This is a genomic window from Microcoleus asticus IPMA8 (assembly GCF_013179805.1).
Lineage (GTDB): Bacteria > Cyanobacteriota > Cyanobacteriia > Cyanobacteriales > Microcoleaceae > Microcoleus > Microcoleus asticus.
Genome location: NZ_SRRZ01000063.1, coordinates 15,079 through 29,540, shown reverse-complemented (window position 1 = coordinate 29,540; position 14,462 = coordinate 15,079). Strand labels below are relative to the sequence as shown.

The following is a 14,462-nucleotide window of genomic DNA, read 5'->3' as shown; positions in this document are numbered from 1 at the left end:
CTAGATAACTCACTTAGTCCAGGACACACTCTTCCTCAGAAACCGGGTTTCTTTCGAGATTTCTCGTTACTAAACCCAAGAGTTTCCCAGAAACCGGGTTTCTTAGCGTAAGTCCGATCGGGGTAAAAGTAAACCCGTCCCGCTGCAAATCTGTCGGGGCGGGTTTGTTAAATTTATAACTGTCTGTGATATCAATTCCGGTTGCACTCCTCATGAGTGTTGACTGTTTACTGTTTGGACATTTGGATATTTGAACAATATTGATGCAACCGGAAACGATATGAAAACCGCCCCGACAGACTGACGGCGCTTTTTACCGGGATTTTACTTAATAGCAGCGCGCAACATAATACTATTAGTGATTCTAGGTGCTAGTTGCGCTATCCGCGTGTCTGTTGGGACTTGTGAATCCTGGTTTAACTATTTTGCGGGCTTCCCACTATCACCCTACTCCGTTTAGTGGGAAGGGCGGGTGACGACCATTGCATCTTTGAGCAATTATTGGGACAGCTTTCAAGAGAGGAAAAATGCAATCGCCGTCACCCAATTTTTCCGTAATTCTTTGCTCATCAACTGTATATTGTGAGAGAATAGAAGAACCAAAGAGGTGATGTTGATTGCTACACAAAGCTATCCAAGTTCGTTTATATCCTACCCAAAATCAACACATACAATTAGTTCCCACTTTGGGTTGTGCGCGTTGGTGGTGGAATTCTGGTCTAAATAAATCAATTGAAGTTTATAAGACAACTCGTAAAAAACTTTGCTGCTCCAGGCTCAACACACTTTTTATTGCTAAAAAATCCGATGGCAGTGCATGGTTAGATGAGTGTTGCAGCCAATTTTTGCCAGCTAATGCGCTTACCTTAACCGCGACCTACAATTTTTTTTTATACATTTGCTGGGTTTACTAAATTCAAATTTAAGGAGGGAAAACAGTCATTTAAGTATCGTCGATCCTCCTATTTTGGAGGAAACAATGTCAAGATTCTCGGCAGTATTGGAATAGTAAAACCAAAATATATAAATTAATTGAGGGTAAAATCCAGACATTAATTATTAGTAAAAATTGTTCAGGGAAATATCTGGCATCTATACAGAGTGAAATTGAGGGTGAGAACCAGACAACAAAAGAAGGTAGGATTTATGGCATTGATTTAGGATTGAAACACTTTGGTATTGTCAACGAGGGCAAAAAAGTATCTAAACATGACAATGCCAAGCATTTTGCCAAGCACAAGAAGAACTTGAAGCGCCAGCAGCAAAAGTTAAGGCGCCAGCAGACAAGAAGTAATTCTAGGTACAAATATAGAAAAGTTGTTGCCAAGGTATACGAACGGGTTGAGAGTTCGCGGCAAGATTTTATACATAAACTTAGTTATAAATTGGTCAGCGATAGCCTCGCAGTCATAGTAGAAAACCTTAATGTATTGGGCATGGTTGGCAATCCAAATTTGGCGAAACCAATATCAGATGAAGGTTTGGGAACTTTTACCAACTTCTTAGCCTACAAGTTGGAACGCAAAGGCGGGAACTTACTTGAGATTGATAGATGGTTTCCCAGTTCTAAACTATATTCTAATTGTTTCCATCAAATGACCGAGATGCCCTTAGATGCGAGGGAATGGACTTGTCCTAACTGTGCGACCGATCATCGCGATCGGGAGGCGAACGGAGCGATAAGTATGATAGCAGAAGATATCACTATACTAAAGGCGTAAGGTGCAGCCGTCTCTGCTTTAGAAGGCGAGGTAAGACCAAAGCTGAGACGAAAGTCCAAGCTGAGGCACTCGCCTATGAGTACATAAGCCCCTACTATATTCGGTATTCCGATTTAGCGGTGGGTAGTTCACTTGGTTGCACGGAAGCAGCGCTCCTATGGTTAATAGTTTGGCGGAATGCACGATGGACGAACAGCGTCGCAAAACAGATGTTAATATGCTCCAAGCGCTGCTGGAAAATCCTGGGGACTCAGGAATAGATTTGATTTTGAGAACGAACCCAAAGTCGATCGACTTTGGGTTCGTGCAAACGCTTTATTTGGAAGAACCGGCACTGACGCGAGAAAGTTTGCTGAAAGCTGCAAAATTTTTCCAAAAGGCGATCGCACCCTTAGAAGCTGCAAAGGGCAATTATAAATTGCCCGCAACCGGGGCAGCATATCTGACTTTTTTAGCAGAAGTATTGCAGGCAGTGGCGCGCGGCGCTGATTCGCAGCACCTGTACTCGCTGCTGACAAACAATTTAGACAAACTCGACCAGAATTTTGCAGAACTGCTGCGCCACTGGGCTACTTTGGTGTTTTCTGCTGCCAAAGAATCCGAGACAAGGCGCATTGCAGCTTTAATCGGCAATCTGAGCAACAAAATTGGGCGGTTTCCCCTCGGCAGCAAGGCTAATAACTTGGAAATCGAAATTGCCGGTTACGAAACAGTTGCTAAGGTGTTTACCCGCAAAGACTTTCCCCAAGAATGGGCGGTGATGCAAAACAATCTGGGCAACGCTTACAGCGATCGCCCCAAAGGTGATAAAGCTCAAAATATCGAACAGGCGATCGCTTGCTTTGAAAATGCCCTACAAGTGCGCACTCCCGAACAGTACCCGGAACAGTGGGCAACGCTGCAAAACAATCTGGGCAACGCTTACAGCGAGCGCCTCAGGGGAGATCCGGCAGAAAATCTAGAACAGGCGATCGCCTGCTATCAAAACGCGCTGCGAGTTCGCACCCGCGAAACTTTCGGGGAAGAGTGGGCGAGCACTCAAAACAATCTCGGCCGCGCTTACAGCCGCCGCCTGCGGGGCAGCAAAGCCCAAAATCTGGAATTGGCTGTCGCTTGCTACCACAATGCTTTGCAAGTCTACAACCGCAAGCTGTTTCCCCGGCGCTGGGCGACGACTCAAAATAATTTGGCAAATGCTTACTGCGAGTTCCTGCGGGGCAACCGAGCCGAAAATCTCGAATACGCGGTTACCTGCTATCAGAGAGCTTTGCAAGTGCGGACTCAGGAAGCTTTTCCGCTGCAGTGGGCGACGACTCAAAGGAATTTGGGCAGGGTGTTTATCGATCGCATCAAAGGCGATCCCGTGGAAAATGTGGAAATGGCGCTCGCCTGCTATCAAAATGCTTTACAAGTCTACACCCGCATCAAATTTCCAGAAGCCTGGGCTTCGATCCAAACTTACCTCGGTAGGATCTACAGTCGCCGGCTGAAAGGGGAAAAAGCCGAAAATATGGAAATGGCGATCGCCTGCTATCAAAATGCTTTGCTGTTTTGCAACCGCCAAAAATCTCCCGAACGCTGGGCGATGCTGTGTGCCTACCTCGGCCGCGCTTTCTGCGAACACCTGAAAGGGGAAAAAAACCGCAACCTCAAAAGCGCGATCGCCTGCTATCAAAATGCCGGCCAAGTCTACACCAGACAGGGATCTCCCAAGCGCTGGGCAATGCTGCAAATTTATCTCGGTAGGGCTTTTTCCGAACTGACGAAGACGGAAAACTCGTCCCACCTGGAAAGTGCGATCGGCTGCTATCACCGTGCCGCCGAAGTCTACACTCGCGAAACCTATCCTCACCGCTGGGCTGAAATTTTATTTTATTTGGGTCAAGCTTACCGAGTTCGAGGCGAGTTGCTTCGCGCCTACGGCGTTTTTACTGCTGCTGTCGATACTGTTGAATTCTTGCGATCCGAACCAGAGGTTGATGTGACCGATTTGGGCGATGTGACAAGCACCGCAAAAGTCAAATTAACCCACACCTGGGCTGGACTCTATAAATGCCTGGTGCAAGTTTGCCTGGATCTCGGCGCCAGCCAACCTGAGTATTGCGCTAAGGCCCTGGAATACACCGAACGCCACAAAAATCGGAATTTGGTAGAACTACTTGTTAAATGCCACTTGACTCCGAAAGCCGAAATTCCCGCAGCGGTGCGAAGCGAGTTGGAGTCGCTGCAACTTGAAATAGCCAGGGAACAGCGGCACCAAGAACAGCGAGAGATCGAGCCGAGCACTACCTTGATTTCAGAAGGCGACAGCCAAGGTTTAAACAGCGCTTGTTTGCTCCCGAACTCCGACTTCGTGTACTTAAATCAATTGTGGCGGCAGTTTGATGGGTTGATTGCTCGGGAGGTGCAGGCAAACGACCCTTTCTTCAGCCTAGCTCGCAAAGTTGAACCGATCGCTTTCGAGCAAATTCGCCAATTGTTGCCTGATGCCAATTGTGCTGCTGTGGTGTGGGGGAGTTTGGGGGAGGTGCTAGTTGCTTTTGTGGTGGTCAAGAGTGCACAATATCCGGCCGTTCACCTGTGTTCGCCGGCAAATGCTTTGGCTGCCGAAAGTTGGGCCCAGGAGTATCTCAGCGCTTATTCCGAACAAAAAGGTCGCTGGATCAATCATCTCCCGGCTCGCCTCAAACGCTTGGCCGCGCTGCTGGAAATCGATCGAGTGGTGGCGCTGATTCCAGAGAATTGCGATCGGCTGATTTTTGTGCCGCACCGATTTTTGCACGCTTTGCCGCTCCACGCTTTGCCTCTGGGGGTGAGAGACGGGTTTGAGGACGGCGGGGGAATTTTTAGGTCTGGGTTGAGCGATCGCAGCGGTTTCGATCTGGAGACTCACAGCGTTTCGGATTTTGCTCAAAGTTCGGCTTTGGGCGAGGTTCCAGCGCCTGCTGCTTATTTGATCGATCGATTTGCTGGAGGAATTCGCTATGCTCCTAGCTGTCAGCTATTGCTGTTGAGACAAAGTGCGCGCGAAGCAGCTATTGGTCGGTACAGACCCCGTTTGCAACACCTTTTGGCAGTTCCAACTTTCACCAGAGATTCGTTCTACAGCAACATTGAAATCGGCAATATTTCCCAGTATTTTTCTAGTGCAGAAGTTGTGCGCCAGAAGCCCGCAATTAAAGAGGCTTTTTCCCTAGGAATGTCTACTAATAATGAGGATTTCCCCCAGCCAATAGGGCAGTTGCAGCAGAAAAAATGTGCTCATTTTTCTTGTTTGAGTTTGCTGAATTTGGCTTTGCCGCTGAAATCTGGCGTGTTTTTTAGGAATGAGTCTCTGAGTTTGGAGGAAATTTTTAATTTGGATTTTCGGCAATATTTTTTAGTTACTTTATCGGGTTGCGAAATTGCCGCCGGCGGAGTTAGCGGTGCTGGAGGAGATTTTGTCGGTTTGTCGGCGGGCTTGTTGTATGCTGGCACGTCTAGTGTGGTCAGCAGTCTTTGGAAAGTGAACGATGTTTCTACGCTGCTGCTGACGAGCAAGTTTTATGAAAATCTCGGACGGTTTCCTAGGTTGCAGGTGGGAGATGCGGCGATCGCGCTGGCGGACGCTCAAAGGTGGCTGCGGGATTTGACTGGCGAGCAATTGGAGGTGTTGCTGGCGGATTTCCAACCTCAAATTTCGCAAATGTTCGATCGGCTTTCTCAAAGTTCTCGCCTGATTGCGGAGGCTTCTTTGCAGCAAATCCGCAACCGCAAACCTTATCCTTTTGCCAATCCTTATTATTGGGCGGCTTTTACTGCTGCTGGGGTTTAGTTATCAATTATTAGTCATTAGTCATTTAAAAACCCGACACTAACAACTTATTTAAAGTTGTCAATGTCGGGTAATAATTCAACAAATTACAGCAAAAGTTTAGGATTTTTTGCCTAAAATTTGTTCTTTCAAGGCTTGAATTTCTTGACCTAATTGTTGCCGGTTGGACGATCGCAGCAAATAGCGGTAGATAAACCACCCGGTGTATCCGATACCAATTAGCTCGAATGTGGGTGCTAGCAGGGGGATGTCGTTGAGTTCATCTATTATCCCCAAAAGCACTTTCAAAGAGATAATCGAGGCTACAATTACACCGATAACAGTCAGGGGACTTTTGTATTGCTCGTAAAAGCTGCCGATGTAAGCGGGAAACTCGGACAAAATTGAGATAATTTGTTCTTTGATCTGCTGGGTCTGACTTGGCGGTTCGTCGGTAATTATAACTTTTGTTGTACCGAGCGAACTGTCTGCTTCATTTCCGGCAGGAATGTCGGTGATGATAACGGTTGTTTCTGGTTCGTTTGATGAAGTCATTTCTCCACTCGCAATAGTTTTTTGCTGGTTGGCGGCAGGTATTTCAACTGCTGCTGCTGCTGTTTCAAGAGCCGGTATTTCGACTGCTGCAACCTCCCCGTCGGTTGGTTCAAGAGCCGACACTTCGCCTGTTTCTGAAGTCGGTATTTCGACTGCTGAAACGGGCGCCGCCACTGCTTCAGGAGCCGATATTTCGACTGCTGAAAGCTCTGGTGCTGAAGTTGGTATTTCGGCTGGTGAAACGGACGCTGCCGGCTGTTGTGCGACAGAAGTTTCGGTTGCAGTTTCCGCGTTTTGCTGTTCTGGGGTAGGAGTTTCGGCCGCGACACCAACAGCCGGCAAATTCAAGTTGCTAATGGCATCAAGCAAGCGGGTTTTAGCCGTCCCCCGCTGGTGAAGGATTACCCAAGATTCTATCAGGTCGGGGCCGTGCATTGCACCTGTCAGAGCGGCTCTGAGCGATCGCATAATTAGCCCTTTGTTAAGATTTTTCTCTTTACTGAGCTTTTTAGTGATTTTCTGAGCTTCCGCTGATGTCAGGGAGGAATGACTTTCCATCGCTTCTACAACTGCTTGTAAAGCCTGTGCAGCCCCTGTTTGCTGCAACTGTGCGAGTGCTTCTTCTTCGTATTCCACCGTGGTGGAGAAGAATACCTTACACATATCCACAGCATCAGTTAAGCGAACGAGACTCGGGCCGATTAAAGCAGCTATTTGTTCGAGCCAGGGGCGGTCTGCCTCCGAATCAAACTCATAACCGCCTTTCTGCCACCAATAAGGTATCAGCAAATCTGTCAATTGCGGCACTGGCATTTTGTGCAGGTATTGACTGTTAAGCCAATTGAGTTTATCCCAATCAAATTTTGCACCAGCTTTGTTGACTCGATAGAATGTAAATAATTCTGCTGCTTCCGACAGTGTAAATATTTCCTGCGTTGAATCCGGCGGAGTCCAACCGAGCAAAGTCATGTAATTAACTAAAGCTTCGGGCAGGTAGCCCATATCTTTGAAGTCAGAAATCGAGGTTACGCCGTCGCGTTTAGAAAGCTTTTGCCCTTGGGAGTTTAAAATCAGCGGCGTGTGGGCAAATTCTGGGATTGTCGCGCCCAAAGCTTCGTAGAGCAATATTTGTTTCGGAGTATTGCCGATGTGATCTTCGCCGCGGATGACGTGGGTGATGCCCATGTCGATGTCATCGACAACTACGGCGAGGTTGTAGAGTGGTTGGCCGATGACGCCGCCGCTGGATGCACGGGCAATCACCATATCGCCGCCGAGGTCGCTACCTTTCCAGGTTACGGTGTCGCGTACCATGTCGTTCCAAGCGATGGTGCGATCGTCGTCGATGATAAACCGAATCACAGCTTGTCGCCCTTCGCCTTCAAAAGCTGCGCGCTCTTTGCTTGTCAAGTTGCGGTGCCGGTTGTCGTAGCGGGGGGCTTGTTTGTTGGCTTTTTGTGCTTCCCGCATTTCGTCGAGTTCTTCCGACGTGGTGTAGCAGCGGTAGGCGAGTCCATTGTCTAGAAGGGTTTGGACTGCTTGGCGGTATATTTCCAGACGCTGTGACTGAAAACTCGGGCCTTCGTCCCAGTTCATACCCAGCCAGGTGAGTCCTTCGAGGATGTTATCGGTGTATTCGCTTTTAGAACGTTCTACGTCTGTGTCTTCTACCCGCAGGATGAATTTGCCGCCTTGGTTGCGGGCAAACAGCCAGTTGAATACGGCGGTTCTGGCGGTACCGATGTGTAGGTTTCCGGTGGGACTGGGGGCTAGACGGACTCTGACATTCATGTAGATTTTTGCTTTTAGATTGGGGTCGATTTGCTGGTTGGGCGAATAGCTGATGTTTAAGACTTCAAATTTTATTATATTTTGTTGCCGACTTAAAACTTGTCCTTGGCAGGTGGTTTGCCTCGAATTGCTTGATAATAGGCGATCGGGCTACAGTCTCCGGCAAGGCAGCAGACGGCATCTTGATGATATTAGCATTGCGGGCGGCCCAGACTGGATTCACCTTTGGGACTATTTTTAAAGCACAAATAACTGTCGTAGGGCTACCAAATAATTCTTGTAAAATGTTTGTGTGCGATCGACGACATTCAAATATATTTCCCTATGTCTGCTGCTAAAACTGAGTTTTCCGAATCTGTTGCGCCATCACCCGAGTCTGCTGCCCCTGCTTGGCAGATTGAGTTGCTGTACGACGGTGAATGTCCTCTGTGCGTGCGGGAGGTTAATTTCTTAAAAAAACGCGACGCGGGGCGAGGTTTAGTGACGTTTGTGGATATTGCGGAGGATGGCTACAACCCGGAGGCCCACGGCGGAATCGACTACGAAACGGCGATGGGTCGGATTCACGCGATATTACCCGACGGTACGACGGTTAAAAATGTGGAGGTTTTTCGCCGCACTTACGAGATTTTAGGTATGGGATGGGTTTATGCTGTGACTAAGTTACCAGTGCTCGGGGCGATCGCTAATTGGCTGTACGGAATTTGGGCAGACTGGCGGCTGATGCTGACGGGAAGGCCGGATTTAGCAACTATTATGAGCGATCGAACTCAGCGGATCGAGTGCGCAAGTCAGGGCCGCTGCCAACCCAACTCGAAATGAGTCATATTTAATAAGTTCGATCGGTCTATCAGAAGATGTCAGCAGAAACAGACTGCAACTAACATTAAAGATCGACTACTATCAAAAGCGGGAAAGAAAATGCAAGATGCAGGCTATACAGTTTTCATTGGCTTCGGCGGCCTCTGGGTACTGATGGGAATTGTCGCTGTGATTGTCCTCTTCAAATCGGACGGTCAAAAAATTAGCTTTGGCAAATGGGGATTGTTAGTGGCTATTCCGATCCTCGTGCCCATCGTTCTAGTTTTGACTTATCAGATAGCGCGCCCGTTTATTCTCCAACACCTTTGAGCGCTGCTTGGAGTCGATCGTCTGTGGGAGAAAGGAATTAGTTAAATTAAGTTTAGTATTATTGCTCCTGATCGGGCGATCGCAACTGCTGCCTGACCCATACTCGCAAAGCGTCAATTATAGTCGTATCATCCTCCATCTCGGCCATCTGCAAAAATTGATTGATTATTCCTGAAGAAACAATCGGAAAAGCGCCACTGTATTCACAGCTTGCATATTCTCCGTTTTGAAGTTGAAAAAATTGTACAGTCTCTCCGAGATATCTCCAAATTTCAGGCACTCCTAAGTTTTTGTAGATAGTAAAGCGATTAGTAGATGGACTGGTGAGATCGACTTCGATGATTAAATCAGGTGGCGGGTCGATTGACAAGTTAATTTTTCTGCCGCGAATGCGATCGACATTTTGGATATAAAAACAGGAATCCGGTTCTGCACCTTGTTTTAAATCTTCACGGTTGAGAGTCGTCGAACCAAATCCCTTGCGTTTCAATTTTAATTCGTCACTTAAAGTAGTCACAAACTGTTTCAACAAACAATTAACAGTTTCATGCAAATCTGATGGCATGATAATTTCTAATACTTCTTGAGAATACGAAAAACGCGAGGATCTCTTGTCTCCCGCTTCTGCTAATAAGGTTTGGTAAGTTTGCCAACTGATATTAGATAATACCACCCGTTGTGTAGTTTTTTCTGGGGAGGGGTTAATGAGCGTAACGGTCATATTTCGCTCCTCCTTACTCAATTAATAAAATACCAAAAGCTTAAACTGTGTATTTTAAACTTTCTATTTACGAGAGAACGGGACAGACGGGGCTCGAACCCGCAACTTCCGCCGTGACAGGGCGGTGCTCTAACCAATTGAACTACTGTCCCTCGTTTTGCCGTTTTTTCAGGCACAATTTCTATTATGCCTATAACTTCACCTTTTGTCAAGAGGTTTTTTGAACTTTTATTTGAAAGCCCAAAATTTGAGTCTCTTGCAGGGGACTGAAGTTGTTGTCGCTCAACAAAATCAGACCTCTGCTAGCATCCGCCAGGGCGGGGCCAAATGTCAACCCCTCAATGTTGTCTAGGGGAATTTTCAGGGTTTCCAAATCCAGCAGCAGGCGTTTTTGAGCGGGAGAAACCTCGCGGAGACGGCTTTTGAGGCTTTCGAGTGCTTCAATACGATCGCCCTTTTCCAGAGAAATCTCAAATAGTTTAACAGTAACTCCGGTTTCCAGGGAGAAAGCACGCTCTAAACTCAGCAAGCGGTTATCGTCGATCGCCACCAAATCCACTAAACCGTTGCTAGTTAATTTTCCCACAGGATTTGCACCAGCGGGTAGCGGTTCGGTGATGTAGAGAAACGATGCTTCGGGATTGCCGCTCACCGCATCGTAGCGCAAAATCCGGCACGGGCTCCCGGTTTCCAGGGAAGGTACAGCGCCATCTTGAACCAACGCATTTTCGGTAGCGGTGAATAGATATTTGCGATCGGGCGTTAAAGTTAAACTTTCAAATGATAGATTGTTGCGGATGCCTTTACTGCCTTTGTCGTCGGGTAAAAACAGTTCAGGAATTGCCAGCGTTTTCATCAGTTTACCATCGAGGGAGAACTCTTTGATGAAAGGATTGATGTTGCGATCGACATCTCCCTCAGAAGAAACAAACACGCTATTGCCAGTAAAAACTATCCCTTCCGGATCTAAACTTAATTCCGAAAAACTTTTACCCTTTTCATCTAATAAAGTAGTGACACCAGTAAAAGTAATTTTCTCTTTTTCCAGCTTACCAGATTGCAAGTTGATTTTGAGAGTATAGAAGCGCGCCGGAGCCTTGCTGCTGCGGTCATCAGAAATGGCATAATAAACTTGTTTGTCGGCATCATAAGTAATGCCCGAAAGTCCGCCAATTTCCGTACCCTGAAAAGGAGAACCTGTAGGAAATATTGCTCTGCCGATAAAATCTATTTTGGTAACGGCGAAAGATTTGGCTGACTGGTTTACCCAAATAGCAACAGTTGCTGCCATGAAAAAACAGACAATAAATATAGTTGCTTTTGCTAGCTTTCGCATTTTACCAATAAATACATGATTACCTATCTACTTTTTCCCTTTCTTCCTTCGCGCCATTCGCGCCTTCGCTGTTCGTTAAATCTCAAAATCACGGCTCATGATTCAGCAAAAAATTGGTCAACCAATCTTTAACCACATAAGTAGCACGACAGTCGTCCTCATTGTAGCGGACGATCGCCTCCAAGAGCGATCGATCGCCGGTTTTGAGCCAATCGTCGTACCAGCAGACGCACTGAGCACCATTAGCCTTAGCATCTCGCCAGTCAAAACCCAGCCAGCGGGCAATTGGTTTGAGTGCGTAACTTTCCACCGGCATAATCGCTTTTTGCGTCACTTGTTTGTGAATATCTACAAACCGTTTCAGCACGGGTTTCCACAAATAAGCTGGAGTATTGTAAAGTTTAGCCAGTCGCTTAAAAGTCTTGACTTCGTAGTCGCAAAAGTGGAAAATAGGAGCAATGGGATAAGCCCACATTAATTCTAAAAATTGCTCCCAAATTGCACCTTCCTCTGCTGCTGATTCTGCTAAAAAACCGTGGAATTTTTCTGTATTGTTGTACCTGTCAACAACTAAGACTCCGTGGAGGTAATCCAAGTTTAACTCTGGTTCGGCTTCAATATCAAAGTAGAGTTCGATTGGGGCGATCGGCAAAAAGACAGATTGGAAATAGGGAATTGGTTTCTTGCGGAGAATTGGCGCAGGTATAGAAGATGTCGCAGGTTTATTTTGTCTAATTTTTACTTCTTCAACTGCGATCTCATTCAAGATATTGTCTACAATATCTGGTACGATTTCAGATGAGTTAAGTTCTTCTAAATTCTCACTTCTACGTTCTTCTCGATCGTTAATCCCTGTATCCGTGTCAAAATCCGTATCGTGCCTTCCTTCTTCCTTCTTCCCTTTTCGTTCTTCCTTCTTGCTGACATCCGTTACATCCGTTACAGAATCCGTTGCCGAACTTCCTTCTTCCTTCTTCCTTCTTCCTTCTTCCCGCAACAGCGGTTGATTTAGCAAGTGCGATTGAGCTTGCTGCACCACATCAAAAGCAACTCTGTCGGGAAATTCTGGATACTCAGCAAGCAGTTCGGAACTAGCATTAGCGAGAGATTCTACATCATTAATTTCGAGAATTTTTAGTCTAGCATAGCGGCTGGCAGTAACTCCAGGCAATAACGAAAGATGTTTAATAGATTCGGCTTCGGCGTGACAGATAGTATACCAACCGCAAAGATTGCACTTTTGCCGAGAAATGAACACCTCTGGTTTATCCCGATTTTCTATCATCTGAATGCAGTTGTCTAAAATATCGAACATCTGAGGAGTTCGCTGGTCTAGATTCACCGACCACAGCCCTTTTTTTCGCAGCATCAGCCACGCAGTCTCTGGCATTGTTTCCTGCACGGAAGCTAAAACTTGGGCGTGAAAAGCTGCGATAATTTGATACTCTTGTTTTGGTCGCTTGCTAAGCCAAATATCCGCAGTAATATAACTCCAATCGCCAAATTTTGATTGTCCAGGCTGTTTAATTAATAAATGGGGGCGGCAGATCAGGGTAATGTTTGAAGAGTGAAGATTGGAGGATGAAAGATGAACCGGAGTTTCGGGGAGTTCGCCAAATTCTGGGAAATATTGACTGTCAATTCCTACCAGAGAAGTTGTTGCGCCGTTGGTTTGGCCGTTGGTTTGGCCGAATTCGCTCTGGATCAGAACTCCTCGGTAAATACGATCGACTCCTTGCTGCATTAAACTCAATGTAGCAGCCGCGCCGGCTTCCCAATCCCCTCTAGGATAATATGGTTGTTGGTAAGTCTCGTGTTCCAAAGCTTGCTGCTGGTATGTCGCGCTGTCGCGCATCAGTTTAAGCAAAAAGTCGCTAGGGGGATCTAGTTGTTTCCAGTCTCCGCAGGTGTCTAAAAATGCTCGGAGATGGCATCGTTGATAGGAAAGTAGTAGTTTGTCAGTTATTAACATTTAGTATTCGCAAGGCATAGAGTATCAAGCAAAAGGTATAAAATTCACAGCATTAGTTATTCAATATTAACGCTATCAATAATTCCCCAAAAAAAATGACAAAGGACAATCACCGGCAACAATTCCCAGCTTTGGCCAATAAAGCTTATTTTAACTACGGCGGACAAGGGCCGCTGCCTGAGCCTGCTTTAGACGCGATTTATGGTGCTTACAAACGGGTACAGCTTGGGGGGCCGTTTTCGGGGGAGGTGGGGGCTTGGGTGGCTCAGGAGGCGATGCTGACGCGACGTGCGATCGCATCAGAGTTGGCGGTACCTCCTGAAACCATCGCCCTGACTGAAGATGTCACCGTCGGCTGCAATATTGCGCTGTGGGGCATTGACTGGAAAGCAGGCGACCATTTGCTGCTTTCTGATTGCGAACACCCCGGCATTGTAGCTAGTGTAATGGAACTTCAGCGCCGTTTCAACATTGAGGTTTCGGTTTGTCCGTTGGCGGCTACTTTGAATGAAGGTGATCCGGTGGCGGTGATTGCTGATAGTTTGCAGCCAAATACTCGCTTGTTGGTTATCAGTCACATTTTGTGGAATACGGGCCAAGTTTTGCCTTTGGCTGAGATTGTGAAAGTATGTCATGAACCCCCCCTAACCCCCCCTTGCCAAGGGGGGCGACAAAAGGATTTGTCCCTGATTCAAGGGGATGGGCAAGAAGATTTGTCCCTGATTCAAGGGGGGGGAAGAGAGGAATTGCCTGCAAAGAATCACAAAGTTAGAGTGTTAGTTGATGCGGCTCAATCTGTGGGCGTTTTGCCTTTAACTTTGATTGAATCTGGGGTTGATTTTTATGCTTTTACTGGTCATAAATGGTGGTGCGGCCCGGAAGGTTTGGGCGGGCTTTATGTGAGTACGGAAGCTTTGGCAGATTTGCATCCGGTGTTTATCGGTTGGCGGGGAATTGTGACGGATGCTAATGCTAAAGTCCTTGGTTGGAAGCCTGGATCGCAGCGCTATGAAATTGCGACTTCGGCTTATCCTTTGTATGCGGGTTTGCGGAGTGCGATCGCCCTGCAACATGAATGGGGTACGATCGAGGAAAGGTATGCAGAAATCTGCCGTTTGAGTAAGTATCTCTGGGAGCGTTTGTCGGAACTTCCCGATGTGGAATGTTTGCGAAAATCTGCGCCGGAAGCTGGTTTGGTTTCGTTTCGATTAACTAATGGGATGCCGCACAAAAAGCTTGTCGATTTGTTGGAGAAACAGGGGATTATGGTAAGGACTATCCTTTCTCCTGACTGTGTGCGGGCTTGTGTTCACTATTTTACAACTGAGGCGGAGATTGATACGTTGGTTGGGGCGATCGCCATAGCGTAGGGTGCGGCACCAGCGTTAGCTATTTCAACTAGCTGGAAAATCTCATAGCGACGCACCTACAAAATTAGGGGC

General features: G+C 46.9%; 11 protein-coding genes, 1 tRNA gene and 1 pseudogene. 6 read left to right on the top strand and 7 right to left on the bottom strand.

Going from position 1 to position 14,462, the window contains the following annotated elements; translation table 11 throughout:
• Nucleotides 1–13 precede the first annotated feature (13 nt).
• On the bottom strand, nt 14–214 hold the full coding sequence (locus tag E5S67_RS32525; protein ID WP_216670537.1) for a hypothetical protein: 201 nt from the start codon (nt 212–214) through the stop codon (nt 14–16).
• A 403-nt stretch (nt 215–617) separates the two neighbouring features.
• On the opposite strand from E5S67_RS32525, the gene E5S67_RS34460 reads away from it, so the two are divergent.
• The 3 genes from E5S67_RS34460 to E5S67_RS17530 all read left to right on the top strand — a co-directional run bounded on the left by E5S67_RS34460 (nt 618) and on the right by E5S67_RS17530 (nt 5,535).
• Nucleotides 618–914 (top strand): helix-turn-helix domain-containing protein, encoded by a 297-nt coding sequence (locus tag E5S67_RS34460; RefSeq protein WP_339382898.1) that lies wholly within the window; start codon nt 618–620, stop codon nt 912–914.
• 42 nt (nt 915–956) lie between these two features.
• Nucleotides 957–1,721, top strand: coding sequence for an RNA-guided endonuclease InsQ/TnpB family protein (locus E5S67_RS34455; RefSeq protein WP_339382900.1), 765 nt, complete (start codon nt 957–959; stop codon nt 1,719–1,721).
• A gap of 157 nt (nt 1,722–1,878) precedes the next feature.
• Nucleotides 1,879–5,535, top strand: coding sequence for a CHAT domain-containing protein (locus E5S67_RS17530; RefSeq protein ID WP_172189424.1), 3,657 nt, complete (start codon nt 1,879–1,881; stop codon nt 5,533–5,535).
• 99 nt (nt 5,536–5,634) lie between these two features.
• On the opposite strand, the gene E5S67_RS34450 is transcribed toward E5S67_RS17530, so the two are convergent.
• Nucleotides 5,635–6,069 (bottom strand): CAAD domain-containing protein, encoded by a 435-nt coding sequence (locus E5S67_RS34450; RefSeq protein ID WP_339382899.1) that lies wholly within the window; start codon nt 6,067–6,069, stop codon nt 5,635–5,637.
• Nucleotides 6,070–6,417: 348 nt separating this feature from the next.
• Nucleotides 6,418–7,860, bottom strand: a pseudogene (gene gltX / locus E5S67_RS34445) (glutamate--tRNA ligase); the annotation flags it as partial.
• A 324-nt stretch (nt 7,861–8,184) separates the two neighbouring features.
• Between gltX and E5S67_RS17520 the strand changes: the two are divergent.
• Nucleotides 8,185–8,682, top strand: a complete 498-nt coding sequence (locus tag E5S67_RS17520; protein WP_172189420.1) for a thiol-disulfide oxidoreductase DCC family protein — start codon at nt 8,185–8,187, stop codon at nt 8,680–8,682.
• Between the two features lie 99 nt (nt 8,683–8,781).
• Nucleotides 8,782–8,991, top strand: coding sequence for a hypothetical protein (locus E5S67_RS17515; RefSeq protein ID WP_172189418.1), 210 nt, complete (start codon nt 8,782–8,784; stop codon nt 8,989–8,991).
• A gap of 58 nt (nt 8,992–9,049) precedes the next feature.
• Here E5S67_RS17515 and E5S67_RS17510 read toward each other — a convergent pair whose 3' ends face one another.
• From E5S67_RS17510 to E5S67_RS17495, 4 genes are all read right to left on the bottom strand, one after another.
• Nucleotides 9,050–9,712 carry a Uma2 family endonuclease gene (locus tag E5S67_RS17510; RefSeq protein WP_172189416.1) on the bottom strand — a complete coding sequence of 221 codons (663 nt, stop codon included), beginning with the start codon at nt 9,710–9,712 and terminating at the stop codon, nt 9,050–9,052.
• Between the two features lie 78 nt (nt 9,713–9,790).
• Nucleotides 9,791–9,864 (bottom strand) — tRNA-Asp (locus E5S67_RS17505).
• A 56-nt stretch (nt 9,865–9,920) separates the two neighbouring features.
• The gene (locus E5S67_RS17500) at nt 9,921–11,048 is read right to left on the bottom strand and encodes an esterase-like activity of phytase family protein (RefSeq protein WP_172189414.1); all 1,128 of its coding nucleotides are present in this window, start codon (nt 11,046–11,048) and stop codon (nt 9,921–9,923) included.
• Nucleotides 11,049–11,136: 88 nt separating this feature from the next.
• Nucleotides 11,137–13,020 carry a TM0106 family RecB-like putative nuclease gene (locus E5S67_RS17495; protein ID WP_172189412.1) on the bottom strand — a complete coding sequence of 628 codons (1,884 nt, stop codon included), beginning with the start codon at nt 13,018–13,020 and terminating at the stop codon, nt 11,137–11,139.
• 95 nt (nt 13,021–13,115) lie between these two features.
• On the opposite strand from E5S67_RS17495, the gene E5S67_RS17490 reads away from it, so the two are divergent.
• Nucleotides 13,116–14,390 (top strand): aminotransferase class V-fold PLP-dependent enzyme, encoded by a 1,275-nt coding sequence (locus E5S67_RS17490; RefSeq protein ID WP_172189410.1) that lies wholly within the window; start codon nt 13,116–13,118, stop codon nt 14,388–14,390.
• The last annotated feature ends 72 nt before the right edge of the window (nt 14,391–14,462 follow it).